Origin of the sequence: Streptomyces sp. NBC_00009, from assembly GCF_045040855.1 — a bacterium.
GTDB classification, from domain to species: Bacteria; Actinomycetota; Actinomycetes; order Streptomycetales; family Streptomycetaceae; genus Streptomyces; species Streptomyces aureus.
The window spans coordinates 1,495,665-1,521,481 of the sequence record NZ_CP108312.1 but is presented as its reverse complement, the minus strand read 5'-3'; the positions used below and the strand labels follow the sequence as shown (position 1 = coordinate 1,521,481).

Below are 25,817 nucleotides of genomic sequence, written 5' to 3'. Positions count from 1 at the left end.
ATGTCCGATTTCCGCCAGCCCCAAGCGGCGCGCAAGCGCACACTGGAGGGCGTGATGATCGATGAGGACACGCGGTACGAAGCGGTGCGCAGCCGCGACGCGCGCTTCGACGGGGAGTTCTTCTTCGCCGTCGAGACGACCGGCATCTACTGCCGCCCCAGCTGCCCCGCGGTCACCCCCAAGCGAAAGAACGTCCGCTACTACGCCACCGCCGCGGCGGCGCAGGGCTCCGGTTTCCGCGCCTGCCGGCGCTGCCGCCCCGACGCCGTGCCGGGCTCGGCCGACTGGAACGTACGCGCCGACGTGGTGGGCCGCGCCATGCGCATGATCGGCGACGGCGTCGTCGACCGCGAGGGCGTCGCCGGGCTCGCGGTGCGCCTCGGGTACAGCGCCCGCCAGGTGCAGCGCCAGCTCACCACCGAGGTGGGCGCCGGACCTGTCGCCCTGGCCCGCGCCCAGCGCGCACACACCGCGCGCGTCCTGCTCCAGACGACCGGCCTGCCGATCACGGAGATCGCGTTCGCCGCGGGCTTCGCGAGCGTGCGCCAGTTCAACGACACGATCCGCGCGGTCTACGCCCGTACGCCCACGGAGCTGCGCGCCGAGGCCCCCGCCACCCGCGCCACCGCCACAGCGGCCGGTATCCCCCTGCGCCTCGCCCACCGCGGCCCCTACCAGGCCCGCCCCCTCTTCGACACCCTCGCCCGCGAGGCCCTCGACGGCGTCGAGGAGATGACCGGAACGCCGGGCGCCCGCACCTACCGGCGCACCCTGCGCCTGCCGTACGGCACCGGCGTCGTCTCCGTCGACGAGCGCACCAGGTCGACGCCCGCGAGCCGCGCCGCGCACCACGGCGGCTGGCTCGACGCCCGCATCCACCTCACCGACCTGCGCGACCTGACGACGGCCGTGGGACGCCTGCGGCGCCTGTTCGACCTGGACAGCGACCCGTACGCGATCGACGAGCGCCTCGGCGCCGACCCGCACCTCGCGCCGCTCGTCGCCGCACGGCCCGGCCTGCGCGCACCGGGCGCCGCCGACCCCGACGAGCTGGCCGTGCGGCTCCTCGCCGGGCGGGCGGAGTCGGCGCGGCTCGTCGAGCGGTACGCGAAGGCCGTCGACGCGCCCTGCGGCACCCTCACCCATGTCTTCCCGTCGCCCGACGACCTCGCCGGGGAGCCGGGACCCGTCGGCGCGCTCGCCACGGCCCTCGCCGACGGCGCCCTGCGCCTCGATCCGGGCGCCGACCGCGACGACGCCGAGGCCGCCCTGCGCGCCCTGCCCGGCGTCGACGCCCGCACCGCCGCCCTCATCCGCATGCGGTCCCTGGCCGACCCGGACGTGGCCCTGCCCGACGGGCCGGGGCAGGACCCCATACCGGCCCCCGTACCGGATACCTGGCGCCCCTGGCGCACGTACGCACAGCAGCACCTATGGACGCAGCAACACCTATGTACACAGCGACAGTTGGAGCAGCAGTCATGACCGTCTACTACACCGTGCTCGACAGCCCCGTCGGTGAACTCCTGCTCACCGGCGACGAGTCGGGCGCCCTCACCTCACTGTCCGAACCCGGGCAGAAGGGCGGCCGCACGGTGCAGCCCGGGTGGCGGCGCGCACCCGAGCGCTTCGCCGACGCCGAGAAGCAGCTCGCCGCCTACTTCGCCGGTGAACTCAAGGAGTTCCAGCTGGAGTTCAGCACGGAGGGCACCGAGTTCCGCGAGAAGGTGTGGGCGGCGCTCGACGCCGTGCCGTACGGCGCGACGACCACGTACGGCGCCGTGGCCGCGAGCATCGGCGCGTCGCGCGCTGCGGTCCGCGCCATCGGCGGCGCGATCGGGGCCAACCCCCTCCTCATCGTCCGCCCCTGCCACCGGGTGATCGGCGCGGACGGCTCCCTCACCGGCTACGCGGGCGGCCTGGAGCGCAAGCAGCAGCTCCTGTCCCTGGAGGGAGTCCTCCAGGACCACTAGTCGTCGAGGCGTCTGGTCTTCGAGGCGCCTAGTCGTCGAGCCCCCAGCTGTGGATCTTGTGCGGGTGGATGCGGATGAGTTCCTCGCTGAAGTGCGCGCCCAGGTGGTGCGGGCCGGTGAGGAGCTCGGCCTCACCCCGGATGTCGACGCCCCGCACCTTCCACGGCTTGAGGCTGAGGATGTCGTCGACGACAAGCGCGACCTTCGGGTTCGCCTGGAGGTTGCGCCACTTCTTCGTTGTCCCGAGCGCGTATCCGCCGACCAGGATCGTCCCGTCGTCCTGCGGGAAGAACCCCACCGGGTTCGCCTGCGGCTGGCCCTTCGGGTCGACGGTGGCCAGCCGTCCCAGGCGCTGGGACTTCAGATACGTGATCTCGGCCTCGCTGAATTCGGTCATGGCCTCAGCCAAACACGATCGCCCCCGCCACGCATCGGGCCCCGGTCCTAGGGCCGTTGCCCGATGCGCCGCGACGGCTGGGGCCTCTCGTTTGGATCAGGCTGGGCTCGCGGGGTCTGGCACGCGCATCTGCGGCGTTGTCGTCAATCACCGACGCTCCGCGTCGCCTCAATCCTCCGCCTTGCAGCTGCACGCACCAGACCCCGCTCCCTGATCCAGCCTGGTCCAAACGAAAGACCCTACGAGAAGAGGCGTGCGTACCTGTCGTGCCAGGGGTGCGCCTCCTCCAACTGCGCGCTCAGGGCGATCAGGGTGGCCTCGTCGGCGGGGCGGCCCACCAGGGAGACGCCCACCGGGATGCCGCCCTCCGGGGTCCAGTACAGGGGGACGTTGACCGCCGGCTGGCCCGTCATGTTGTACGGGCTGGTGAACGCGCTGAACGCGCTCTGGCGGCGCAAATTGTCGAGCGGGTCACCGGACTCGTCGAAGAACTCGAGCGGTTGCGGCAGCGTCGCCAGGGTCGGGGTGAGCACGGCGTCGTAGCCGGACGTCGCCCGTACCGCGTGGCGTGCGGCGCGCTGCATCCCGGTGATCGCGGCCGCGAGCTGCTCGCCGCTGACCCCGCGCCCGAACTCGCGCCAGGCCCGGGTCACCGGCCGCAACAGCTCCTCCGCCCCGGCGTCGAGGGCGTGGCCGAGCGACTGCACCCCCCACGCCGTCACGAAGTGGCCGCTGATCTCGGGGCCGAACGGCGTCGGGATGTCCTCCACGATGTGCCCGAGATCCTCGAGCAGTCGCGAGGCGTGCTCCCAGGCCGCCACGCATACCGGGTCCACCGTCACGCCTTCGGCGGCGGGCCGCGCGTACCGGCCGATGCGCAGCCGCCCGGGGGAGCGCTCGGCGTGGGAGAGGAACGTCTCGCCCGGCGGGAGCGGCGGCGCCCAGTGCGGGTCGCCCTGCTCGGGCCCCGCCAGCGCGTCGAGCAGCGCCGCCGCGTCGCGCACGCTGCGCGCCAACGGACCTTGCACGGACAGGCCGTTGACCTCGATCCCGGTCGGGCCCGAGCTGACCCGGCCCCGCGACGGCTTGATGCCGAACAGGCCGCAGACGCTCGCCGGGATCCGGATGGAGCCGCCCCCGTCGCTGGCATGGGCGACCGGCACAAGGCCGAGCGCCACGGCCACCGCGGCCCCGCCGCTGGATCCCCCGGCGGACAGGGCCGGATCCCACGGGTTGCGGGCCGGACCCGCCACATCGTTGTCGGTGTAGCAACAGCAGCCGAATTCAGGGGTGTTGGTCTTGCCGAGGCTGATCGTGCCTGCCTCGCGCAGCCGGGTCACGCTGTAGGCGTCGGCGTCCGGCACATGGTCCGCGAAGGCTGTGGACCCGTACGTCGTGCGCACGCCGGCCGTGTCGACCAGGTCCTTCACCGCCGTCGGTACGCCGAACAGCGGTGGCAGGTCCCCGTCCGCGCGCCGCTCCTGCGCGGCCGCCGCCTCGGCCAGAGCGGCGTCGGACGTCACCGTCAGGAACGCGCCGAACTGCTCGTCGTAGCGCTCCACCCGGTCCAGGTGATGCCGTACGAGTTCCACCGGGCCGACCTCGCCCTTGCGGACGGCGGCGGCCTGTTCGAGCGCGCCGAGTGCGTGCAGTTGAGTCGGGGCGGTCATGCGGTGCTCTCCTTCAGTTCGGCGACCTGCCGGGCCACCAGCTTCTCGTGCTCCTCGACGTCGCGGCGGGCGTCGCGCGGCCGCCACCTGCCCGTCATCACGAAGATGAACGGCAGGAACAGCACCTGCCCGCCGAGACACACCCACCACCAGGTCTGCCACGCGTGTGCGTTGTCCGCGCTCGCCCGCTGCACCTCGGGTCCGTGCTCCCGCAGGATCTTCAGCTGCGGCGCCGCCTTCTGCACGGTCTCCAGACCTTCGACGCCGACCTCCTTCTGTGCCTGGGCGAGCAGCGGGGCGGGCACCTTGTCCGGTGCGTAGGTGCCGAGTTCGGCGAAGAGCTTCGGGTGGGCCTTCGTGATGGCGAGGGCCGGAGCCGCCTGCACCGACGCCGCCTTGACCTCCGCGCCGTGTTCGATCAGCGGGGTCACGGTGCTCACCACGAGCGGCACGAAGGCGGCGGACAGGGCGACGGTGATCCGCACGATCCAGCCCCACACGGCGAGACCCGTGGCGGTGGCCGCCGGGTTGTGCCGCTCGACCGTCTCCGTGAAGCTCGCCATCCACGGCGAGTACGCGATACCGCTGGTGACGCCGATGCCCGCCACGATGAACGCGAACGTGTAGTAGCCGGTGTGCGGTTGGGTGGCGTGCAGGGTGAACGCCAGCGTGAAGCCTATGGACCCGAGCGCGCCGAGCAGCATGAAGGGCTTGCGCACGCGCAGGCGGTCCGAGAAGAGGCCGGCGAGGACCAGGGAGATCGCGTTCGCTCCCCAGTACCAGTTCAGCAGGGCGTTCGCGCGCTGGGGGGAGTACCCGAAAGTGGTGGCGAAGTAGAGCACGAAGTTGCCGACGGCGGCGAAGTACAGCAGGAGGTAGACGCTGATGGCGACGGCGGAGCCGATGACGTCGAGGCGGAGCATCTGGCGCCACTGACCGCGCAGCGCCGCCTCGGTGTCCATCCCCTTGGCCCGCGCCTCGACCAGCGCACGGTCGCGCAGGCTCACCATGATCTGGTCGCGCAGCGCCGGGGCGAGCTCGCGCAGTCCGAACAGCGCGACGACGAACACGACGAGGCCGCTGATGCCCGCGTAGCGGATCTCGTCCTGCCAGGTGGTGGCGCCGCTGAAGGTGCGGGAGGTGACGGCGGTGACCACGAGGCTGCCGATGATCGGCCCCATCGTCCAGTAGCCCATCGCCGAGGCCCGGCCGAGCTGCGGCGAGAAGTCCCTGATGAGCGCCGGGGTGGCGACCAGGATCATGCCCTCGACGAGTGACACGGCCGAGTAGACGACCAGATAGCTCGCCTTGCCCGGCGCGTTGGGCAGGACGAACGTGGTGAGCAGGCCGACCAGGAGCAGGCCGTAGACCACGATGTTCGCCCGGCCCCAGCGGTCGGCGAGACCGGCCACCAGGGACGAGAAGGCGCCCACCGCGTTGGCGGCCACCGATACGTACACGAAGTACAGGAACGTCATGTGGTAGTGGCTGATGATGGCTGTCGACACCGCGTACTGGATGTACAGCTGGTAGTAGAGAACGATCGTGGCGAGCACGACGATCGCCAGGTACCAGTACCGGGGACCGCTCTCGGGGTAGCGGTCGAGCCGTCTGCCGCCGAGGCCGTTCAGTGCCGACGGGAACGGCCGGCTGGTGCGCCGCGCCGTGTCCGCCGGTGACGAAACCGACATCATGCCTCCCTGCTGTCGAGACACACGCCAGCGCGTGCATGGTCGGGGAGGCTAATACCGTCCGGTCGGTATCTCATAAGGGTGGGGCAAGGATTTGTGATCCCGTTTACGGCCGGAGGGTGGGGCCAGGGCCGGCCGGCCCTGCGCTGGGCGGGGCCGGCCCGGGCCACGGGTCACGTCAGGCGGGCAGTCCCCAGCGCGCGGCCGGCGCGTTCGCCGTGACCGGCCCGACGCTCAGGTCGGGGCGGTCGCCCTTCGCCGTGACGAGCGCCGAGTCGCCCTCGCGCAGCGTGATCCGGATCGCCCCGTCGCCCGCGTCCTCGTAGCGAAGTGGCCTGCCTCGCCCGTCGCGTACGTCGACCGCGCCCGCGATCCCGTGCCGCACCACGCACGGTGCGCCCGCCTCGCTCACGAGCCGCACCCAGCGCGTCGTGCCGCCCTCGCGCACGGCGCTCAGCAGAAAGGCTCCCTGCGTACGGAAGTTGTGGACGGTGAGGTCTGCCCAGGCCGCCGGGAGGGCCGGGAAGACGCGGACCACGCCGCCCCAGGACTGGCACACCATGTCGTGCAGGGACTGGGCCGCGGACAGCGGCGTCTCGATGACGGGGCCCGACTCCTTGTACATGGTGTTGGCCTGGATGAAGCGGGACATCAGCTGGCCCAGGTACTTGAGCGCGTCCTCGCCCTTGCCGAGCAGCGCCGACATCGAGGCCGCGCCCGTGAACGTATAGCCCTGGAGGGCCCCCTCGAAGCCGACCCAGTGGGCCAACGACCTTTCGATCAGGGCGAGTTCGTCGGGGGTGCGGCCGGTCAGCTCGTACAGCGGGTACACCGCGAGCATGTGGGAGTAGTGGCGGTGGGACTTCGCGAAGGGGATGTCCGCGCCGATCATGAACCCGTTGGCGTCGGTGGGGTACGGGGTGCGCTTGGCCAGGACCTCGCCCCAGCGCGGCGCCAACTCGTCGTCGATGCCCAGGAGTTCGGCCGAATCCAGGAGGGTCCGGCAGCCCCACGTCAGGAGCATCAGGTCGTAGTTGCAGTCGCGGGTGTTGCCGCCGTACTCGGGGGAGTAGGTGGCCGGGAGGTGCAGCTTGCCGTCGGCTCCCGGCTCCAGGAAGTGCAGGTAGTAGTTGATCGCCTTGCGCAGGAGCGGGTACAGGACATCGCGCAGGATCTTCTCGTCCATCGTGTGGCGGTAGCTCAGCCACACGTTGTGCAGGGCCCACGTGAGGTTGCCGACCTCGGGCGTCGGCGTGGACTGGCCGGGGATGCCGACGCCGTAGCCCTGCGCGTTGCTCGTCGCGCCGCCGTTGACGAGGTGCATGTCCGTGGTGCGCGGGATGCCGAGCGAGTCGGCGCGGTAGGGGGCGGCCATCTCGGCGGTGAGGTTGTCCCGGAACTCGCCCAACGCCCTTGTCACCGCGTCGAGTTCCAGGTGGTTCGAGCCGTGGATCAGCCAGTACTCCAGCTGCACGTTGAGGTTCCACCAGGTCGCGGGCCACGGCGTCGGCTCCAGCCACGGGCCGCTGGTCGCCATCACGGGGGCGTCGCGGCGGGCGGCGGACGCCGTCTTGTACAGCTGGATCCAGTAGAAGCGCTGGATACGGGCGTCCGGGACGGACAGGAAGCTCTTCCGGTAGTACGCGTGCCACCAGGCGCGATGGGCCACGCGCAGGGCGTCGTACGGGAGCAGGGCCGCGGCCCGCACCGTCGACACGGCCTTCTCGCGCGCGGTCGCCTTGGGGAACGAGTGCGCGACGTTCACATACAGGGTGCGCTGCTCGTCGCGCGTGACCTCCCGCCACGCGGTGACGTACTCGCCGCCGGACAGCAGCGGCTGGACGGTGGCGGACACCCCGTCGTCCTCTGCCGTCTCGGCGGGCGGGTTGCCCTCGTAGCCGGCCGGGATCGGCTGGAACGCGGCGCGCGGGCTGATCGACTGGGCGGGGTGGAAGACCCAGGCGAAGCCACGCTCGCCCTCGGACGGGGTCACCTCGACGGCGAGTACGGAGAGCGCGTTGGTGACCTGGGCGCGGATCGTGAGGGTGCCCTTGTCGGTGGTGAGGGTGCCGGTCAGCTCCGCGTCGCGAAGGCGCAGGCGCCAGTCGAGGCCGGTGACGGCGCCGACGGGTTCGAGCGTGAAGTAGCCGATGGGCAGCCGCGCCAGACCGAACAGCGAGCCGAACTCCGGGCGGTGGTCCTGGACCTCGGAGTGCTGGACGTTGAAGCGGATCGCGTTCTTCCCGGGCTCCTGGTAGATCCCGGAGCCGAGCAGGCCGTTGCCCAGGTACGGGCCCTCGTACCAGGTCTTCGGCATCTTCTGCCAGACGAGGTCGGCGTCGTCGAGGACGGTGCGCCAGGCGTCTTCGGAGGGAGCGCTCGCCGCTGTGGCGGGGGTGGCGGCGGTTGCCTGTGTAGGCAGCCCGCCCGCCAGCGCGGCGCCGGCGAGGGTGGATCCGGTGGCGAGCACGGTCCTTCTGGACGGTCTTGGCATGGCGCGGCCTCCATGTGTCGAAGCGGACGTCGATTCATCGGAGCTATCCCCTGCGGCAAGCTAGAGATGTGACGAGAGCCCGTCAATATGTCGGGAGAGATCCGATGTAACTCGCACTATGTGGATGCTGTACGCGTACATGAACCGGAGCGCCTAGCCCCAGATCACGGCCCCGATCCAGGCGCCCACGATGAGCAGGCAGGCGAAGAGTTCGGCCAGGACGCTGGAGCCGCCGGCGCGCATCGCGGTCCGGGTCGAGGCGACGGCGTCGCCGTGCCGGCCGAGCCGCAGGCGCTCGCAGAGGTAGATACCTCCGATGAACCCCGGGATCGATCCGATCACCGGGATCACGCAGAAACCGACGAGGGCTCCGGTCCCCGCCCATATCGCGGTGCGGCGCGTGGCCCCGCTCTCGCGCAGCCGGCGCTGCGGGAGCTGCCAGCGAAGCACCTGGGCGGCGAGCAGGACGGCGGTGGCGCCGACCAGAACACCCCAGGCCAGCCCGTTCGGGTCCTGGAGCGACCACACGAGGACCGCGGCCCACACGAGCCACGACCCGGGCACCCCGGGCACGAGCACCCCGCACAGGCCGAGCAGCATCACCACTCCCACCAGCAGGAGTTCCCACACGCCCATCTGCCAAGAGTGCCGGACAACGACGGAACCCGCAGATCGCAGAGCTTCACGCTCCGCCACCACCGACGGCTTCCGGCCGCGGAACTCAGCCCTCCGCGACGTGCTCCCCGCGCGGCTGTGCCGGCACGTCCCGAGACACCCAGCCCCGCTCGTACGCGTGCCAGCCCAGCTGGAGCCGTGTCGTCACACCGCCCAGTTCCATCAGGCGCTTCACCCTGCGCTGGACCGTGCGAAGCCCCAGGTCGAGCTGCTTGGCGACGCTCGCGTCCGTGAGTCCTGCCAGGAGAAGGGAGAGGATCTCCAGGTCCGTGCCGTCCGGGCCGTCCGGCTCCTGCTCGGTGATGGCGCGGCTGCTCTCGCCGAGCCGCAGCGGCAGCGCGTCCCGCCAGACCGCCTCGAACAGTCCGGACAGCGACTCCAGGAGCCCGCTCGCGTGCACGACGAGCGCCGCGGGCTCCGCCGCGCGTGAGGTCAGCGGCACCATCGCGAGCGCCCCGTCGGCGATCACCAGCTTCGTCGGCACCCGGTCCACGACCCGTACCTGCTCGTCCCGCCCGATCGCGGCCGACAGCTCGGTCAGCCCCGTCGGCATCGAGAGCACCTCGCGCTCCACCACGACCCGGTAGGCGACGCCCCGGCTGGTGGCCTGCTCCTCCGCCTCGTTGTCCATGCCCGAGACGGCGATCGGATTGCCGGTGACCAGCGCGCACACCTCGTCCGTCGCGCCCAGCTGAAGCTGGAGGAACCGCTGGGCGACGGCCGCCGCGCCCGTGACCACCTCGACCAGATCGTGCACGGCCGGCTCGGCGGCCTGCGCCCGGTACTCCTCCGCGAGCAGCGCCGCCGCCAGCTCCGCCTTCTCCAGCTCATGCCGCTGCTGCGTCAGGAGCGCGCCGAGCGCGACGCCCGGCGGGGCCGCCACCCAGCGCCCCGGCCGCGCGGACGACTGCGCCGCGAGCCCGTGCCGCTCCAGCCTGCGCAGCGCGTGCTCGGTCTCGTACTCGGCGAGGGCGAGCCGCCCCGCGAGATCGGGCACGTCGGCCGCGCCCAGCGACACGAGCGCGCGGTAGGCGCTCTCGTGCATCTCGTCCAGACCTATCGCACCCAGCATGCGGCGATGCCCCTCCCCGAGCCTCGGTTCCGGCGGCACCGTGGCGGGAAACGGCCACGGCACAAACCCGCCGCGCCCCATCTTCCCCGTACCACCGCTCTCTCTGCCAATGTGGCGCCACCGCAGCACCAACATCCGCCGGGAATACGGCCTTTGCGCCGTATTCACCTGCGCTTTCACCTGGGGAGAGGGAGAGCGATGCGCGCGATATCGCGTACAGCCTCGGTGGCGGCGACCGCCGTCGTCCTGGCCGTCACCGCGGCCTTGCCGACCGTGGCCGAGCCGCGGGGGGACGACAGGAGACCGTTGGTCGGCAGCGAGGCGGCCGCGAAGGAGGGGGCGGGTTCCGTCGTCACCCTCGTCACGGGCGACCGGATCCTGGTGACCAAGGACGGCTCGGGCCACAGCGCGGCGACCGCGCTCCCCGGCGAGGACGGCACCGCCCCGCTCGTACAGACGCGGACGTCGGGCCAGGACCTCTACGTCTACCCCGCGGGCGCCGTCGCGGCGATCGCCGACGGCCGCGTCGACGAGGAGCTCTTCAACGTCACGGGCCTCGTCCGCCAGGGCTACGACGACGCGCACAGCAAGACGCTGCCGCTCATCGCGGTCTACGACAAGTCCGTCGACGTCGCCCGCAGCGCTCCCGCCGCCCCGCGCGGTGCCGAGCGCGGCCTCGTGCTCGACCCCGTCGACGGCGTGGCGCTGAAGGCCGACAAGAAGATGGCCGCCGACTTCTGGGCGGACGTCACCAACACCCGCTCCCGCGCCGCCGGTTCCCTCAAGAAGCTCTGGCTCGACGAGAAGGTGCAGGCATCCCTCGACCAGTCGACGAAGCAGGTGCACGCCCCCGAGGCGTGGGCCGCCGGCTACGACGGCAAGGGCACCAAGGTCGCCGTCCTCGATACCGGTGTCGACACCGACCACCCCGACCTCAAGGGGCGCGTCGCCGAGTCGAAGAACTTCACCGACTCGCCCGACACGACCGACCACCAGGGCCACGGCACCCACACCACGTCCACCGTCGGCGGGACCGGCGCGGCGAGCGACGGCAAGCAGCGCGGCGTCGCCCCCGGCACCACGCTCCTCAACGGCAAGGTCCTCAACGACTCGGGCTCCGGCGCCACTTCGTGGATCATCGCCGGTATGCAGTGGGCCGTCGACCAGGGCGCCGACGTCGTCTCCATGAGCCTCGGCAACCCCGCGCAGACCGACTGCACCGACCCGATGGCCACCGCCACCGAAGAACTCGCGCAGTCCTCGAAGAACACCCTCTTCGTCATCGCGGCGGGCAACACCGGCCCCGGCAACAACACCGTGTCCTCACCCGGCTGCGCCCCGAGCGTCCTGACCGTCGGCGCCGTCGACCGCGACGACTCCACCGCGAACTTCTCCAGCCGCGGCCCGGCCTACGGCTCGCACACCCTCAAGCCCGAGATCACCGCCCCCGGCGTCGCCATCTCGGCCGCCGCCGCGGGCGGCCGGGGCGTCTACGCGTACCAGTCCATGAGCGGTACGTCGATGGCGACCCCGCACGTCGCGGGCGCCGCCGCCATCGTCAAGCAGCGCCACCCCGACTGGAGCGCCCAGCAGATCAAGTCGGCCCTCGTGTCCTCCGCGGACGCGGACATCCCGGGCGACGTGCGCGAGACCGGTGGCGGCCGCCTCGACGTGAAGGCCGCGACCGACGAGAAGGTGCTCGGCGCGAGCGCCGTCCAGGGCGGCAGCTTCAACTGGCCGCAGGGCAGCAGCGACCGGACCACCGTCGACGTGCCGTACACCAACACCACGGACAAGCCGCTGCGGTTGAGCTTGGACGTCAAGGGCGTCACCGGTAATGACGGCTCAGCGGTCCGCTCCTCGGTCGCCAAGCTCGGCGAGCGCACGGTCACCGTCCCCGAGGGCGCGACCGTCAAGGTCACCCTCAAGCTCGACCCCACGGCCTCGCTCAAGGCGGCCCAGTACGGCGACGTCACCGGCCGCGTCCTCGCGACCGCCGACGGCGTCAGCGTCTCCACGCCCTTCTCGCTGTACGTGCAGCCCGAGACGGTCACCCTGCGCGTCAAGCTCGTCGACCGCTCCGGCAAGCCCGCCGGCGCCCAGTCCTCCGTCGACCTGATCGGCACCGACGACGCCAGCGGCGAGCGCCGCTTCAACGAGGGCGCGACCGACCAGACGTACCGGGTGCGTCCGGGCCGCTATTTCCTCTCCAGCTTCGTCGCCACCCCCGAGTCCGAGGGCGATCTCCTCAGCTCTCTCTCCTACCTGGCCCGTCCGCAGCTCGAGGTGAAGAAGGACACCACCGTCGTCCTCGACGCCCGCAAGGCGAGCCGGCTCACGGTGAAGACCGACCGGGCCTCCGAGTCGCGCGGCGCCACCCTCGGGTTCGCCCGCAGCTGGGACGACACCTGGGTGCACGCCGGCACCGCGGCGGGCACCCGGACTATCGAGGGCTACTACGCCGACGTCGAGGGCCGCGCCACGGACGGCACCTTCGAGTTCGACAGCTTCTGGCGCGCGGCGGCCCCGCAGATCTCCGAACTCGCTGTCGTCGGCGGGCAGATGCTGCACCCGGTGACTGCCAACGCCAGCTCCACGAACCTGGACGGCACCGGACAGGCGCAGATCGTCGACGCCAAGACCGGCACGCCCGAGGAACTCACGGCCGCCGGGGTCAAGGGCAAGATCGCGCTCGTGAAGCTGCCGGACACCGGCGCCGCCTCCACGGTCGCGTCGAACGCCAAGGCCGCCGGGGCCGTCGCGGTCATCGGCTACCGCGAGGCAGCGGGCCGCTGGTACCCGTCCACCGGCTATGTGGGCGGCGCCCTGCCCGTCCTCGGCCTGCCCACCGACGAGGCCACGGCCCTGCTCGGCAAGCTCGGCTCCGACGAGGTCACGCTGCGCTGGAAGGCCACGGCGAAGAGCCCGTACCTCTACAACCTGGCCTTCCCGGAGTCCGGCCCGATCGGCTCGGACCGCACCTACCGGGTCCGTGACAAGGACCTCGCCGCGAACAAGGCCACCTACCGCGCGATGGGCACGGCCACCGACTACCTCGACCTGCCCTCCGCCGCCCGGCCCTCCGGTCTCGTCGCGTACAGCGGCGGCCTCGACACCGTCGCCGCGCCCTCGCAGCGCACCGAGTACTACTCGGCGGGCACGACCGGCTGGGGCCACCAGGTCTCCAGCAGCTTCCCGTGGGGCGAGTTCATGATCGACCCCGTGCGGACGTACAAGAAGGGCGAGCAGCGCACCGAGGAGTGGTACGGCGGCGTCCTCGCGCCGACGAGCCCGCTCGACGACAGCGGACAGCAGGTGCTCGCCGCGGAGCGCCAGGGCAACCTCATCGGTGTCGCGCCCGGCTTCTGGGGAGACACCGAACACCAGGGAGTCCAGGGCAGTTTCGGTGACATCGGCGGAATGTCGCTCAAGCGTGACGGCGAGCTGATCGGCTCCAGCGGCTGGCCGTCCGGAGTGTTCACCGTCCCGGCCGACGACTCCGCGTACGAACTCAGCCTGGAAACCCACAAGATCGGCTCCAAGGTCTGGAAGCGCTCCACCGGGACCCTCACCACGTGGTCGTTCCGCTCGCACCTCGAGGAGAACGTCTACTCGCAGGGCATCCCGCTGCTCTTCCCGCACCTGACCCTGCCCGATGACGGTCTCAAGACCCTCGCAGCGCAGGACGGCCAGCAGATCGGCCTGACCGCGACCGGGCACGCCGGCTACACGCCCGGTGACCTCACCGAGGTGTCCCTCGCGTACTCGTACGACGACGGCGCGACCTGGACCGAGGCGAAGACGGCCGAGCGCGGCGGCAAGTGGAGCGCGACCGTGAACCACGCGGGCGCCTCAGGCAAGCCGGTCACGCTCAAGGCCGAACTGACCGACTCCAAGGGGAACTCGGTCACGCAGACGGTGACGCGCGCCTACGACGTGCGCTGATCACCGAACGAGCCGGTCCGCCGGGCGTCCTTCCCGTGGGGGGTGGGGTCGCCCGGCGGACCTTTTTCGCTTCAAGTTTCGCTTCAAGCCGGGTCATTTGGGGCCATTTCTGGTCGTTTTCGAGTGTCCCGTTTTCGTAAGGCCCGTGCGGTGGACAATAAGGGCATGAGCCAGCAGGGGGAGAGGAACTCCGGCCGACACGGTCAAGGCGACGACTGGTGGGGGCAGTTGTACGACGAATCCACCGACGACACGGGCCCGACCCCGGCCCCGGACACCCTCGACGACCGCTTCGCCTCGGCGTCGGGGACGGTCTCGCCACCAGGATCCGACAGGGGTGAGGAGCAGGTCCCGGAACCGGTGCCTGAGCAGGTCCCCGGGCCGGTGCCCGAGCAGGTCACGGAGCGGGCGCCGGTCCCGGAGCAGGTCACCGGGCGGGCGCCGGTCCCGGAGCAGCGGAGGGTGCCGCCAACGTCGCCGCCACCTGCCTCGCCCGCCCGGCCCATGGACCGGCCGCCGGATCCGGGCGCCCCGCGCGCCCCGTGGGAACCCCCGGCACACGCTCCGGGGCGCCCCCAGAGTTTTCCGCCCGGGCCACCGCCGCCCGGCCACCGGCCGGCACCGCCCCCTCCCGCCGCCGCGCCGGACCTCCGCGCGCCCGACGCCGATGCGCACGCCCCCGACGCGGCTCCTGACGCCGGCCCCGGCCAGGGCGCGGTCGTCGCCGAAGAGCCCGAGGCCCGCCCCGAACCCCCCGTCGTCCCCTACGTGGGCGACGGCCCGCCCACGTACGACGCCGAACCCACCGCGCTCCCGCCCGCCGACCCCGACACCCTCGACGACCTCGTCGCCGACACCGTCCTGGACGGCGCCAGGTACGGGACCTCCACCCTGCGCGCGGTGTCGGTGCGCGGCGACTCCGCGCGCTACCGGGGCGAGCCCCGCCGCGACTGTCTGCTCACCGCCCGGTTCGGCACGGGACCCGGCGCCCTCATCCTGGTCGCCATGGCCACCGGCGCCCGCGCCGCCCCCGGAGCGCACCGCGCGGCGGCCGAGGCCTGCGACTGGATCGGCCGCGCCGTCGGCCGCAGTCACGCGAGGCTCGCCGAGGACATCCGCGCCGCCCACCGGGGCGACCTCAAGTCGGGCCTTCACCGCCTGACCGACCGCAGCCTCGGCAGACTCAGGGCGAGCGCCGCCGAGCAGGGCCTCGAACCGGAGGAGTACACGGCGAGCCTGCGCTGCCTCCTGCTGCCCGCCGACCCCGGCTGCCGCACCCGCGTGTTCTTCGGCGTCGGCGGGGGCGGCCTGTTCCGGCTGCGCGACGGCGAGTGGCAGGACATCGAGCCGCAGGTCTCCGAGGCGTCGGGCGCCCCCGTCGTCGGCTACGGTTCGCCGCCGCCGCAGACCCCCGACGGCGACCGCCTGACCATGGATCTCGGGATCACCACGCCCCCGAGCCCCTACGAGCCGGCGCCCGAGCAGCCCCGCGACCCGTTCCGCTTCCGCGCCTCCGTCGCCCGCCCGGGTGACACGCTCCTGCTGTGCACAGCGGGCCTCGCCGAGCCCCTGCGCGGCGAGCCGGAGCTGTCCGGGCACCTCACGCGCCGCTGGGACGGGAGCGGCCCGCCCGGCCTCACCGCGTTCCTCGCGGACACCCAGGTACGGGTCAAGGGGTACGCGGACGACCGCACGGCCGCCGCCGTTTGGGAGGCGTAACCGCGCCCGCTGTGAATTCATGGGAACCAAGTGTCCAGTGTGTCCGGAGTGACCAGAGTCTCCGGAGTTGCCGGTTCGTGAAGGGGCGCGTGAGTCATGGCCAAGCAGAACGTCGCCGAGCAGTTCGTCGACATCCTCGTCCGCGCGGGCGTCAAGCGTATGTACGGCGTCGTCGGCGACAGCCTGAACCCGGTCGTTGACGCGATCCGCCGCAACTCCGCGATCGACTGGATCCACGTACGGCACGAGGAGACCGCAGCATTCGCCGCCGGGGCGGAGGCGCAGATCACCGGGAAGATGACGTCCTGCGCCGGCTCCTGCGGGCCCGGCAATCTGCACCTCATCAACGGGCTCTACGACGCCCACCGCTCCATGGCCCCGGTCCTCGCCCTCGCCTCGCACATCCCGTCGAGCGAGATCGGTCTCGGCTACTTCCAGGAGACCCACCCCGACCGGCTCTTCCAGGAGTGCTCGCACTACAGCGAGATGATCTCCGACCCGCAGCAGATGCCGCGCGTCCTGCAGACGGCGATCCAGCACGCGGTCGGCCAGTCGGGCGTCAGCGTCGTCACGCTGCCCGGCGACGTCGCCGACCGGCCCGCCCCCGAGAAGTCGGTCGAGACGGCGATCGTCACGTCCCGGCCGACCATCCGCCCCGGCGACACCGAGATCGACCGGCTCGTCGAGATGATCGACGACGCCGCCAAGGTCACCCTCTTCTGCGGCAGCGGCACCGCGGGCGCGCACGCCGAGGTCATGGACTTCGCCGAGAAGATCAAGTCACCGGTCGGGCACGCCCTGCGCGGCAAGGAATGGATTCAGTACGACAACCCGTTCGACGTCGGCATGAGCGGGCTGCTCGGGTACGGCGCCGCGTACGAGGCGACGCACGAGTGCGATCTGCTCATCCTGCTCGGCACGGACTTCCCGTACAACGCGTTCCTGCCGCAGAAGGACGTGAAGATCGTCCAGGTCGACGTCAGGCCCGAGCACCTCGGCCGGCGCTCGAAGCTGGACCTCGCCGTGTGGGGCGACGTGCGCGAGACGCTGCGCTGTCTGATCCCGCGCGTGCAGCAGAAGACGAACCGGCGCTTCCTCGACAAGATGCTGAAGAAGCACGCGGACACCCTCGAAGGCGTCATCAAGGCGTACACGAAGAAGGTCGAGAAGCACGTCCCGATCCACCCCGAGTACGTCGCCTCAGTGCTGGACGAACTCGCCGCCGACGACGCCGTGTTCACGGTCGACACGGGCATGTGCAACGTGTGGGCGGCGCGCTACATCTCGCCCAACGGCCGTCGGCGCGTGATCGGTTCGTTCTCGCACGGCTCCATGGCCAACGCGCTGCCGATGGCGATCGGCGCCCAGTTCGTCGACCGGAACCGCCAGGTCGTCTCGATGTCGGGCGACGGCGGGTTCTCCATGCTGATGGGCGACTTCCTGACCCTCGTCCAGTACGACCTGCCGGTCAAGGTCGTCCTCTTCAACAACTCCTCCCTCGGAATGGTCGAGTTGGAGATGCTCGTGGCCGGGCTCCCGTCGTACGGGACGACGAACAAGAACCCCGACTTCGCGGCCGTCGCCCGCGCGTGCGGCGCGTACGGGGTGCGCGTGGAGAAGCCGAAACAGCTGGCCGGGGCACTCAAGGACGCTTTCAAGCACAAGGGCCCCGCCCTCGTCGACATCGTCACCGACCCCAACGCCCTGTCGATCCCGCCCAGGATCAGCGCCGAGATGGTGACGGGCTTCGCGCTCTCCGCCTCCAAGATCGTCCTGGACGGCGGCGTCGGCCGCATGGTGCAGATGGCCCGCTCCAACATCCGCAACGTGCCGCGCCCGTAGCCGCAGGAGTCGGCCGGGTTCCCGGCCGTCGGGCCACGAGTTCGTTGGTGGATGAATCCACAGGAGTGCGGACATGCGTGCGGGGCATGCATTCCCGTGTACGCGTTCGAGCGTGGTCGCAGGAGAAGGGTCAAGGTCATCGGCGTGCGGGCGGGGGTCATGAAACGGCTGGTACGAGGGCGTGTTCCCACCACGGTGGCCGGACGCTCCCCAACGGAGGAAGCGCCAGGGAGCGACGGGGCGGCGAACGACGGCACGACGGACGACAGCACGACGGATGACGGCACGACGGATGACGGCGGAGGCGCGCTGCTGAGGCGCAGGCTGGGGCGGTCCGATCTGCGGGCGGTGCCCGAGGCGAGGCGCGCACTGCGCGAACTCCTGGACGAGTGGGGCCCGCCGGAGAGGTCGGAGACCGCGGAGCTGCTCACCAGTGAACTGGTGACGAACGCCCTGGTGCACACCGACCACGACGCCGTCCTCACGGCCACCGTCGGGCCGAAGCGGCTCCGGGTGGAGGTCAGGGACTTCGTGGGGCGCAGGCCGAGGCTGCGCGTACCGGTCGCCGACGACGGTACGAACGGCCGGGGCCTCGTCCTGGTGCAGTCCCTCGCGGACGCCTGGGGCGTACGGGCACTGGGCGTGGGCAAGGTGGTCTGGTTCGAACTGGACGGCGGCCCCGCGTGACACCGCGGGACCGCCGCCCGGAACGGCACGCCCGCCCGGCCGAACTCCCTTCGGACGCCCCCTAGCCGAATTGCTGCTCGAGGTCCTTGAGCTTCTGCTCCAGTGAGTCGAGCCGCGGCAGGGCCTGGGTGTCGTCCTCCGCCGTGAGGTCGACCGTGACGGGTCTGCCGGCTTCAGGGCCGCCTCTGACGGCCTGGAGGGAGGGACGCGCGCGCAGCGGGAGCTGTTCCTGGGGTGAGGGCGGCGGGTCCTCCGATATGGCAGGCTCCGCGCCCACCTGCCCCGCGCCGGCCCCCGCGGAAACGGCGGTCTGTACGTCCACCTGGCGCCCTCCGCGCCCGCCGAGCGTGGGGTGGCCCCGGCTGATCGCCTTGAGCTGGGCCCGCTCCAGCTTCTCGTGCTCGCGCCTGCGCAGCCGGGTCTGCTCCTTCTCGCGCTTGTCCTCCCGCACCTCGTCCACCGCCTCGTCCAGGGTGCGCACACCCTCGAGCAGCATCAGCGACCAGGCGCCGTACGTCTCGCGGGGCGCGCGCAGCCACCGCACGATCCGGATCTGCGGCAACGGCCGTGGCACCAGGCCCTGTTCACGCAGGGCCGCGCGGCGCGTCTGCTTCAGCGCGCGGTCGAAGAGGACCGCGGCCGACAGTGACATGCCGGCGAAGAAGTGCGGGGCGCCCGCGTGGCTGATGCCGCGCGGCGCGTGCACCCAGTTGAACCAGGCGGCGGCGCCCGCGAAGGTCCACACGAGTATCCGGGAGCCGAGCGCCGCGTCGCCGTGGCTCGCCTCGCGCACCGCGAGTACGGAGCAGAACATGGCCGCGCCGTCGAGGCCGAACGGGACGAGGTACTCCCAGCCCCCGGACAGGTTCAGGTTCTGCTGGCCGAAGCCGACAAGCCCGTGGAAGGAGAGTGCGGCGGCCACGGCGGCACAGCAGAACAGCAGCAGGTAGGACGCGGTGCCGTAGACGGCCTCCTTGCGCCTGCGGCGTTCCTCGCTGCGCTCCCACGAGTCGTCGGACGATGCGGCGGCCCTCTCCCCGGCGCGCTTGCTGCGCGCGAGGACCGCCACCGCCGCCAGCAGGCCCAGGAGCAGCACGGCGCCGGGAAGCAGCCAGTCCAGCGATATGTCGGTCAGTCTCATCTGGGGTCCCTTGCGTCGCGGTAGGGCTTTTCGGCCGCCATATTGGCTCAAGGTCACCGGTGCGCAAGGAGTTTCGGGACAAGAGAACGCCATTGGAGTGCGAGGGGGCGTACGAAGCGGGCATGCGCTCGAACTCTCTTGAGAATGAGGGAAGTTGAGTTCGAATCGCGTCACCCGAAAGGGTGGTTCATGGCGAGGGGGTTGCCGTCGTCGCGTTCAGGCGGTTGCGCTCAGCCTCGCCACACGGTCCGCGTCGCAGGTGCGGGGGCACGTCACACAGGTGTCCTCGGGGCGCAGCGTGTAGAAGAGGCAGCAGCTCGCCCGGTCGCGGGTCGGCAGCGACTGCCCCTCGGGGCCGGTGAGTTCACGGAACGCGGGCTGGCCGACGTACGGCTTCGTCGTGCCGGGCAGCAGCAGTTCGAGCTCCTGCATCGCCCGGCGCTCCTCGCCGAGCAGATGGGCGATGTACCAGAGGCCCTCGACGATCTCGTCCGTCGCCATGCCCCACAGGGCGCGCGGGCCGCGCCGCATCCGCGGTCCGAATCCGGTGAGCACCGGACCCAGGTGGTCGGCGACGGCCGCGCGCACCTCGGCCCGCAGTGCCTCCTCGTCCGGCACGACGTGGGCGCCGGGCAGTGCGGCGGCCGGGTCGCCCGGCAGGCAGGCGAAGTCGGTGACGCGTACGGCCATCCGTCCCAGCGTGCGCTGGAAGGCGACGTTCGTCACGGGCAAGCGCGGGACGCGGCGGTCCAGGAACCACGGCACCGTGACCAGCAGGCAGGCGGGCCAGGCGTAGCGGTGCAGGCCGAAGCTGGCGACGACGTCCGGGCGGGCCTGCTGCCCGTAGTCCTTGAGCACCTGCGCGTTGTCCCACGCGAGGAACGCGTCGAGGGCGGGTCCGCCCTCCGCGAGCCGGGCGGCGGTGACCCAGCCGCTGCCCTGAGGGGGCTGCTCGGTCTCGGCGAGCTCCGTGATCCGCAGACCCGCGAACACCTCAGTCAGCCGGGTGTACGCGGGCGTGAGCGCGCTGGTGGCCACGGGGGCCGATGCGGGAAAAGGCATGCAGGGGACCACCGAATCGCGATCGTTTGCAGGTAAGCCTTACCTTACCCGAACGGTCGGGGGTTTGAACTGAGGGCCCAGCGGCCTATGGTTCTGCGTTGGACGAATTCCGCGGATTACCGACGACCGGGGAGGACCTGGGTGGAGCAGGCCAGAACGCGCGCCGACAGCGCCGCCTCAGGGCTGCCCGCGGGCGTTCCCGAGCAGCGGGGCACCGTCGGCTGGCACCAGGTGCCGGAGCAGACCCGGGGCGAGCACACCCACAGCGAGACGCCGCTGCCGCCACGCCCCCGCGTCGAGCGGACCTCCGTGCGCGGGCAGGTGCTCGACGCGCTGCGCACCGCGCTCGTCGACGGCGAGCTCGTGCCCGGCGAGGTCTACTCCGCGCCTGCCCTCGGGGACGGCCTCGGCGTCTCGGCGACGCCCGTGCGGGAGGCGATGCAGCAGCTGGCCCGCGAAGGCGCCGTCGAGGTCGTGCCGAACCGCGGCTTCCGCGTCACCGAGCGCAGCGCCCGCGAGCTCGCCGAGCTGGCCGAGGTGCGGGCGCTGATCGAGGTGCCCGTGGTGCTGCGGCTCGCCCGTACGGTGCCGGTGGCGCGCTGGGCCGAGCTGCGGCCCCTGGCCGACGCGACGGCCGTCGCGGCCGCCGGCGGTGACCGCGCGCACTACGCGGAGACGGACCGCGCCTTCCACCGCGCGATGCTCGCCCTGAGCGGCAACGAACAGCTCGTCCAGGTCGCCGACGACCTGCACCGCCGCTCGCAGTGGCCCCTGCCCGGCGGCGGACCGCTGTCCCGCCGCGCCGACCTGGTGGCCGACGCCGCGGAACACATGGCACTCCTCGCGGCACTGGAGGCCCAGGACCTCACGGTGGTGCAGGCGCTGGTGCGGGAGCACTTCGCCGGGGCGGCGGACTAGGGCCTCCAGCAGGCTCCCCGGATCGTCAGGCCCCCGGACCGTCAGGCCGCCGTCGGCAAGTGCTCCGCCAGCCACGTCGGGACGCCGCCCAGGAGGCGGAACAGGCGGGACGCCTCCGCGCGCAGCCGCGCCGCCGCCTCCGGATCGGGCTCCGCCTCCGCCAGGGACGCGAGCGCGGGGGCCGTGCCGACCAGGTAGCCGAGCTCCTCACGGATGCGCAGCGACTCGGCGAAACCGTGCCGCGCCTCCGCCAACTCCCCGTCGCGCAGGGCGAGTCCGGCCAGATGGCGCCAGGTGAAGGAGAGCAGCAGCGGATCGGGGTGCGCCGTCGCACCCGCGTGGGCCCTGCGGTACGCGGCCCTGGCCGCCTGCGGCGAGTCGGACAGGTTCTCCGCCATCAGGCCGCGCCGGAAGTCGAGCAGGGCGCGCCCCGGGGCGCCGGGCGGGAGCAGCGCGGCGGCCCTGCCGAGCGCGGAGCGCGCCTCGTCGGCCCGGTCACGTACCCCCAACAGCGTTGCCGAGTAAGCGAGTTGGCCGCGCTCGCAGGCCGCGGCGCCGCGTTCGCCGTCGTCGTGGGCCAGGGCCTCGGCGGCGCGCAGCGCGTCCTCCGCGGCGGCCCAGCCCTGCTCGGTGTAAAGGCAGCGCTCCCCGAGCAGCGCGGCCCGCTGGAGCGCGGCCCGCGCGTCCGTCGCGGCGAGCCGCTCGAGCAGCGCGGCCGCGTCGGTCCAGCAGGCGCGCGAGCGCAGCCGCCATACCGCGGTCTGGAGTGGATCGTCCCCTGCAGTCGTTCCGGAACCAGACATGGCGGTATGCGCCACGTTGCCCTCCCCGAGCACACCATTGAGCCGAGCTGTCGTGCGCGCATCTCAGCACGGATGTGCGCACTCGGCCAAGGGGGTAGGTGAAAGATTTCACAAACGCATGGGGTGGCGGACGGGGTTCGAAACACCCCTCGGGGGGCCCGAGTTCAGCTCATACGCAGGGCCAGGAAGAAGTCCAGCTTGTCCTCGAGCCGCGAGAGATCGCGGTTGGTGAGCTGTTCGATCCGCCCGACGCGGTAGCGCAGCGTGTTGACGTGGAGGTGCAGACGGCTCGCGCAGCGCGTCCACGAACCGTCGCAGTCGAGGAACGCCTCCAGGGTCGGAATGAGCTCGGCGCGGTGCTTGCGGTCGTAGTCGCGCAGCGGGTCGAGGAGGCGGGCAGTGAAGGCGCGGCGCACGTCGTCCGGGACGAACGGCAGCAGCAGGACGTGCGAGGCCAGCTCCTGGTGGCCCGCGGCGCACACGCGCCCCGTGCGGGCCGCGGCGACGCGCCGGGCGTGCCGGGCCTCCTCCAGGGCCCCGCGCAGCCCCTCCGCCGAGTGCACGGCGGCGCTGACGCCCAGCGTGAGCCGGCCGTCGTCCGCGAGGCCCGCCGTCAGCGGGTCGCGTACGGAGTCCAGGAGCGCGTCGGCGTGCAGCCCCGTCTCCGCCCCGTCGTGCTCGTCCGGCACGGCGGGCAGCGGCACCAGGGCGATGGCCTCGTCGCCGTTGTGGGCGACGGCGATGCGGTCGGAGGGCTCGGGCCCGGCCGACAGGGGGTCGACGAGGATCTCCTCCAGGAGCGACTGGGCGACCGGGCCGCCCTCGATGCCGCCGCTGTCCCACTCGACCTTCGCCACGATGACCTGCCAGTGCGGGGCGGCGCCGAGGCCGGGGAGCAGCACGGGCGCGGCGACGCGCAGGCGTGCGGCGATCTCGGCGGGGGCTGCGCCCGTCTGGACCAGTTCGAGGACCTCCTGCGCGAGCCGGCGGCGCACGGTGCGGGCCGCGTCGCGGCGGTCGCGCTCGACGGCGATCAGCTGGGTCACGCCCTGGAGCAGGTCGAGCCGCTCCTCGGGCCAGTCGCTCGCGTCCGCCTCGACGGCGAGCAGCCAGTCGGACAGGACCGTCTCGCGCACGTCACGGGAGGCGGGCGTCGCGCCGCGGCCCGCGCTGCGTATCGGGAAGAGCGAGTACGTCGTTCCTCCCGACCCGTCGCCCGGCCGCCGCCCCTCATCGAGACGCTTCGCGCCGCCCCCCTCGATCGTCACCCGGTGCGGCCCGCGCCGCCCGGTGCGGGTGGCCGCCAGGTGCTCGGCCGCGAGGCGGGCGCAGACGGCGGCAGGCAGCTCGGGGCCGGCCGCGCTCGACCCGGCGATGGCCCGGCCCGCGGGGGAGAGCACCCAGGCGCGCAGGTCGAGGTCGGTGCCCAGGAGGTCCAGGACCACGTCGGGGCCGCCGCCCGCCGGGCCGGACGTCATGAGGCGCCGGTGCCGGTCGACGACGGCGGCCAGGTCGCCGGCCCGCTCGCCCGAGACCTGGCGCACGACGTGCTCGGTGACCGTCGCGAAGGCGACGGACTCGTTCACCGCGAACAGCGGGAGCCGGTGGCGCGCGCACGCCTCGACGAGGTCGTCGGGGATCGCCCCGAGTTCGGCCTCACCGGCCGCGAGCCCGGCCACGCCGGCCGTCGCGAGGATGCGGACGAACGGTTCGGAGTCCGCCGCGTCGCGGCGCCACGCAAGCCCGGTGAGGACCAGCTCGCCCCCGGAGAGGTAGCGGCTGGGGTCCCGCAGGTCCGTGGTCATCACACCGCGCACGGTGCGGTCCAGTTCGTCCTCGCCGCCGAGCAGCCTGAGGCCCAGCGCGTCTGTATCAAGTAGGGCGCGCAGCCGCATCTCGTTGCCGCCGATCTGTCTCGAAGATTGTGCTTGTCTGAACGTGAGGCGGCCGGGGCCGCTCCCCAAGTACCGCGTCCGTGTTGCGCATGGTTTTGCGTTTCCAGGGGAAAGCGGTGAGGTTTCTGGTGACCGCTCTTTATATGAATCTACAAGACGTCCCGGTTGGCCAGCCAACTCCTTCATGGTTTCCGTGACTGACCACGGCGGAGTGCCGCGCTGTGTACTGAGCCCACTCCACGTAAACAGCACATGAACGAGCCTTCGAGGTCCGCACATCCCGTGGCTCGATCCGTTCGAACGACCGACCACGAGATCACGAAGAAGAGAGCCGCTCATGGACTTCCTTCGCCCCGCCAGCTGGGAGGAGGCGCTCGCCGCCAAGGCCGAGCACCCCACCGCTGTGCCGCTCGCGGGTGGCACCGATGTGATGGTCGAGATCAACTTCGACCACCGGCGCCCCGAGTACCTCCTTGACCTGAACCGCATCGGGGAGCTCGGCGAATGGGAGGTCGGGCAGGACACCGTCCGCCTCGGCGCCTCCGTCCCCTACACCAAGATCATGCAGAATCTGCGCGCCGAGCTGCCCGGCCTGGCCCTGGCCTCGCACACGGTGGCCTCGCCGCAGATCCGCAACCGCGGCGGCGTCGGGGGCAACCTCGGCACCGCGTCGCCCGCCGGTGACGCCCACCCCGCGCTCCTCGCCGCCGACTGCGAGGTCGAGGTGGAGTCCGTACGCGGCTCGCGCCGGATCCCGATCGACGCGTTCTACACCGGCGTGAAGCGCAACGCGCTCGCCCCCGACGAGCTGATCAGGGCCGTCCACATCAAGAAGGCCGACGGCCCGCAGCAGTACTCCAAGGTCGGCACCCGCAACGCGATGGTCATCGCCGTGTGCGCCTTCGGCCTGGCGCTGCACCCCGAGACCCGTACGGTCCGCACCGGCATCGGCTCGGCCGCGCCGACCCCGGTCCGTGCCAAGGCCGCCGAGGAGTTCCTGAACGCGGCGCTCGAAGAGGGCGGCTTCTGGGACAACGGCAAGATCATCACCCCTTCGGTCGCCAAGCAGTTCGCGGACCTCTGCTCGGCCGCCTGCAACCCGATCGACGACGTCCGGGGCACCGCGAGCTACCGCCGGCACGCCGTCGGCATCATGGCCCGCCGCACCCTGACGTGGACCTGGGAGTCGTACCGCGGCACCGCCGCAAGCACGGAGGGAGTCGCGTAATGCGCGTCAATTTCACGGTCAACGGCCGTCAGCAGGAAGCCGACGACGTGTGGGAGGGCGAGAGCCTCCTGTACGTCCTGCGTGAGCGCATGGGGCTGCCCGGCTCCAAGAACGCCTGCGAGCAGGGCGAGTGCGGTTCCTGCACCGTCCGCCTCGACGGCGTGCCGGTCTGTTCATGCCTGGTCGCGGCCGGCCAGGTCGAGGGCCGCGACGTCGTCACCGTCGAGGGCCTCGCCGACTTCGCCAAGCAGCGCGCACAGCACGGGGGCTGCGCGAGCGGCGCCTGCGGCGACGACGCGGGCAAGGCGGGCACCTCCCTCCAGGACGCCCAGCAGTGGCAGTCCAAGCCGAGCGACTCGCAGACCGGCGAGGGCGACGAGCTCTCGCCGATCCAGCAGGCGTTCATCGACGCCGGAGCCGTCCAGTGCGGCTTCTGCACCCCCGGCCTGCTCGTCGCGGCCGACGAGATGCTGGAGCACAACCCGAGCCCGACCGACGCGGACATCCGCGAGGCGCTCTCCGGCAACCTCTGCCGCTGCACCGGCTACGAGAAGATCATGGACGCGGTCCGCCTCGCGGCCGCCCGTCAGTCTGAGGCGGTCTGA

The 25,817-nt window shown here is 72.1% G+C and carries 19 protein-coding genes; 9 read left to right on the top strand and 10 right to left on the bottom strand.

The features are described 5' to 3' along the window. Window positions 1-54: 54 nt before the first annotated feature. The gene (locus OHA58_RS06830; RefSeq protein ID WP_405484822.1) at window positions 55-1,485 is read left to right on the top strand and encodes a DNA-3-methyladenine glycosylase 2 family protein; all 1,431 of its coding nucleotides are present in this window, start codon (window positions 55-57) and stop codon (window positions 1,483-1,485) included. Beyond that, the gene (locus tag OHA58_RS06825; RefSeq protein ID WP_405477389.1) at window positions 1,482-1,973 is read left to right on the top strand and encodes a methylated-DNA--[protein]-cysteine S-methyltransferase; all 492 of its coding nucleotides are present in this window, start codon (window positions 1,482-1,484) and stop codon (window positions 1,971-1,973) included. The genes OHA58_RS06830 and OHA58_RS06825 overlap by 4 nt, the downstream gene beginning before the upstream one ends. Window positions 1,974-2,001: 28 nt before the next feature. Here OHA58_RS06825 and OHA58_RS06820 read toward each other — a convergent pair whose 3' ends face one another. From OHA58_RS06820 to OHA58_RS06795, 6 genes are all read right to left on the bottom strand, one after another. Further along, window positions 2,002-2,370 (bottom strand): PPOX class F420-dependent oxidoreductase, encoded by a 369-nt coding sequence (locus OHA58_RS06820; RefSeq protein ID WP_356285442.1) that lies wholly within the window; start codon window positions 2,368-2,370, stop codon window positions 2,002-2,004. A 239-nt stretch (window positions 2,371-2,609) separates the two neighbouring features. Continuing rightward, window positions 2,610-4,040 carry an amidase gene (locus OHA58_RS06815; protein WP_405477387.1) on the bottom strand — a complete coding sequence of 477 codons (1,431 nt, stop codon included), beginning with the start codon at window positions 4,038-4,040 and terminating at the stop codon, window positions 2,610-2,612. Beyond that, window positions 4,037-5,731: an MFS transporter gene (locus tag OHA58_RS06810; RefSeq protein ID WP_405477385.1), complete on the bottom strand. Its 1,695-nt coding sequence runs from the start codon at window positions 5,729-5,731 to the stop codon at window positions 4,037-4,039. The genes OHA58_RS06815 and OHA58_RS06810 overlap by 4 nt, the downstream gene beginning before the upstream one ends. Before the next feature lie 178 nt (window positions 5,732-5,909). Beyond that, window positions 5,910-8,225, bottom strand: a complete 2,316-nt coding sequence (locus OHA58_RS06805) for a glycosyl hydrolase family 95 catalytic domain-containing protein (protein WP_405477383.1) — start codon at window positions 8,223-8,225, stop codon at window positions 5,910-5,912. 153 nt (window positions 8,226-8,378) lie between these two features. Further along, the gene (locus OHA58_RS06800; RefSeq protein ID WP_227298044.1) at window positions 8,379-8,861 is read right to left on the bottom strand and encodes a DUF456 domain-containing protein; all 483 of its coding nucleotides are present in this window, start codon (window positions 8,859-8,861) and stop codon (window positions 8,379-8,381) included. Between the two features lie 85 nt (window positions 8,862-8,946). Then, window positions 8,947-9,972, bottom strand: a complete 1,026-nt coding sequence (locus OHA58_RS06795; RefSeq protein WP_405477381.1) for a winged helix-turn-helix transcriptional regulator — start codon at window positions 9,970-9,972, stop codon at window positions 8,947-8,949. Between the two features lie 198 nt (window positions 9,973-10,170). Here OHA58_RS06795 and OHA58_RS06790 point away from each other — a divergent pair, with 198 nt between their 5' ends. The 4 genes from OHA58_RS06790 to OHA58_RS06775 all read left to right on the top strand — a co-directional run bounded on the left by OHA58_RS06790 (window position 10,171) and on the right by OHA58_RS06775 (window position 18,165). Next, window positions 10,171-13,917 (top strand): S8 family peptidase, encoded by a 3,747-nt coding sequence (locus OHA58_RS06790; RefSeq protein ID WP_405477379.1) that lies wholly within the window; start codon window positions 10,171-10,173, stop codon window positions 13,915-13,917. Between the two features lie 165 nt (window positions 13,918-14,082). Then, window positions 14,083-15,636, top strand: a complete 1,554-nt coding sequence (locus OHA58_RS06785) for a protein phosphatase 2C domain-containing protein (protein ID WP_405477377.1) — start codon at window positions 14,083-14,085, stop codon at window positions 15,634-15,636. 96 nt (window positions 15,637-15,732) lie between these two features. Next, window positions 15,733-17,478, top strand: a complete 1,746-nt coding sequence (locus OHA58_RS06780; RefSeq protein ID WP_405477375.1) for a pyruvate dehydrogenase — start codon at window positions 15,733-15,735, stop codon at window positions 17,476-17,478. Between the two features lie 159 nt (window positions 17,479-17,637). Further along, the gene (locus OHA58_RS06775; RefSeq protein WP_405477373.1) at window positions 17,638-18,165 is read left to right on the top strand and encodes an ATP-binding protein; all 528 of its coding nucleotides are present in this window, start codon (window positions 17,638-17,640) and stop codon (window positions 18,163-18,165) included. Window positions 18,166-18,226: 61 nt separating this feature from the next. On the opposite strand, the gene OHA58_RS06770 is transcribed toward OHA58_RS06775, so the two are convergent. Both OHA58_RS06770 and OHA58_RS06765 read right to left on the bottom strand, forming a co-directional pair. Beyond that, entirely contained in the window at window positions 18,227-19,306 is a 1,080-nt protein-coding gene (locus tag OHA58_RS06770) for a DUF2637 domain-containing protein (RefSeq protein WP_405477371.1), read from the bottom strand. 216 nt (window positions 19,307-19,522) lie between these two features. Then, entirely contained in the window at window positions 19,523-20,368 is an 846-nt protein-coding gene (locus OHA58_RS06765) for a (2Fe-2S)-binding protein (protein ID WP_405477369.1), read from the bottom strand. Between the two features lie 141 nt (window positions 20,369-20,509). Between OHA58_RS06765 and OHA58_RS06760 the strand changes: the two genes are divergently transcribed. Next, the gene (locus tag OHA58_RS06760) at window positions 20,510-21,286 is read left to right on the top strand and encodes a GntR family transcriptional regulator (protein WP_405477367.1); all 777 of its coding nucleotides are present in this window, start codon (window positions 20,510-20,512) and stop codon (window positions 21,284-21,286) included. Between the two features lie 41 nt (window positions 21,287-21,327). Here OHA58_RS06760 and OHA58_RS06755 read toward each other — a convergent pair whose 3' ends face one another. After that, window positions 21,328-22,089, bottom strand: coding sequence for a hypothetical protein (locus OHA58_RS06755; protein ID WP_383749211.1), 762 nt, complete (start codon window positions 22,087-22,089; stop codon window positions 21,328-21,330). Between the two features lie 164 nt (window positions 22,090-22,253). Then, window positions 22,254-23,984, bottom strand: coding sequence for a PucR family transcriptional regulator (locus OHA58_RS06750; RefSeq protein ID WP_405477364.1), 1,731 nt, complete (start codon window positions 23,982-23,984; stop codon window positions 22,254-22,256). A 337-nt stretch (window positions 23,985-24,321) separates the two neighbouring features. On the opposite strand from OHA58_RS06750, the gene OHA58_RS06745 reads away from it, so the two are divergent. Beyond that, on the top strand, window positions 24,322-25,212 hold the full coding sequence (locus tag OHA58_RS06745) for a xanthine dehydrogenase family protein subunit M (protein WP_116508363.1): 891 nt from the start codon (window positions 24,322-24,324) through the stop codon (window positions 25,210-25,212). Further along, on the top strand, window positions 25,212-25,817 hold the full coding sequence (locus OHA58_RS06740; RefSeq protein ID WP_116508360.1) for a (2Fe-2S)-binding protein: 606 nt from the start codon (window positions 25,212-25,214) through the stop codon (window positions 25,815-25,817). Before OHA58_RS06745 ends, OHA58_RS06740 begins: the two co-directional genes overlap by 1 nt.

Excerpts from the sequence above, each read along its gene's own strand:
- OHA58_RS06740 (WP_116508360.1), top strand. The coding sequence starts at position 25,212 with ATGCGCGTCAATTTCACGGTCAACGGCCGTCAGCAGGAAGCCGACGAC.
- OHA58_RS06805 (WP_405477383.1), bottom strand. The coding sequence starts at position 8,225 with ATGCCAAGACCGTCCAGAAGGACCGTGCTCGCCACCGGATCCACCCTC.
- OHA58_RS06770 (WP_405477371.1), bottom strand. The coding sequence starts at position 19,306 with ATGAGACTGACCGACATATCGCTGGACTGGCTGCTTCCCGGCGCCGTG.
- OHA58_RS06800 (WP_227298044.1), bottom strand. The coding sequence starts at position 8,861 with ATGGGCGTGTGGGAACTCCTGCTGGTGGGAGTGGTGATGCTGCTCGGC.
- OHA58_RS06790 (WP_405477379.1), top strand. The coding sequence starts at position 10,171 with ATGCGCGCGATATCGCGTACAGCCTCGGTGGCGGCGACCGCCGTCGTC.
- OHA58_RS06815 (WP_405477387.1), bottom strand. The coding sequence starts at position 4,040 with ATGACCGCCCCGACTCAACTGCACGCACTCGGCGCGCTCGAACAGGCC.
- OHA58_RS06810 (WP_405477385.1), bottom strand. The coding sequence starts at position 5,731 with ATGTCGGTTTCGTCACCGGCGGACACGGCGCGGCGCACCAGCCGGCCG.
- OHA58_RS06820 (WP_356285442.1), bottom strand. The coding sequence starts at position 2,370 with ATGACCGAATTCAGCGAGGCCGAGATCACGTATCTGAAGTCCCAGCGC.
- OHA58_RS06750 (WP_405477364.1), bottom strand. The coding sequence starts at position 23,984 with ATGCGGCTGCGCGCCCTACTTGATACAGACGCGCTGGGCCTCAGGCTG.
- OHA58_RS06795 (WP_405477381.1), bottom strand. The coding sequence starts at position 9,972 with ATGCTGGGTGCGATAGGTCTGGACGAGATGCACGAGAGCGCCTACCGC.
- OHA58_RS06785 (WP_405477377.1), top strand. The coding sequence starts at position 14,083 with ATGAGCCAGCAGGGGGAGAGGAACTCCGGCCGACACGGTCAAGGCGAC.
- OHA58_RS06765 (WP_405477369.1), bottom strand. The coding sequence starts at position 20,368 with ATGCCTTTTCCCGCATCGGCCCCCGTGGCCACCAGCGCGCTCACGCCC.
- OHA58_RS06745 (WP_116508363.1), top strand. The coding sequence starts at position 24,322 with ATGGACTTCCTTCGCCCCGCCAGCTGGGAGGAGGCGCTCGCCGCCAAG.
- OHA58_RS06830 (WP_405484822.1), top strand. The coding sequence starts at position 55 with ATGATCGATGAGGACACGCGGTACGAAGCGGTGCGCAGCCGCGACGCG.
- OHA58_RS06825 (WP_405477389.1), top strand. The coding sequence starts at position 1,482 with ATGACCGTCTACTACACCGTGCTCGACAGCCCCGTCGGTGAACTCCTG.
- OHA58_RS06755 (WP_383749211.1), bottom strand. The coding sequence starts at position 22,089 with ATGTCTGGTTCCGGAACGACTGCAGGGGACGATCCACTCCAGACCGCG.
- OHA58_RS06780 (WP_405477375.1), top strand. The coding sequence starts at position 15,733 with ATGGCCAAGCAGAACGTCGCCGAGCAGTTCGTCGACATCCTCGTCCGC.
- OHA58_RS06775 (WP_405477373.1), top strand. The coding sequence starts at position 17,638 with ATGAAACGGCTGGTACGAGGGCGTGTTCCCACCACGGTGGCCGGACGC.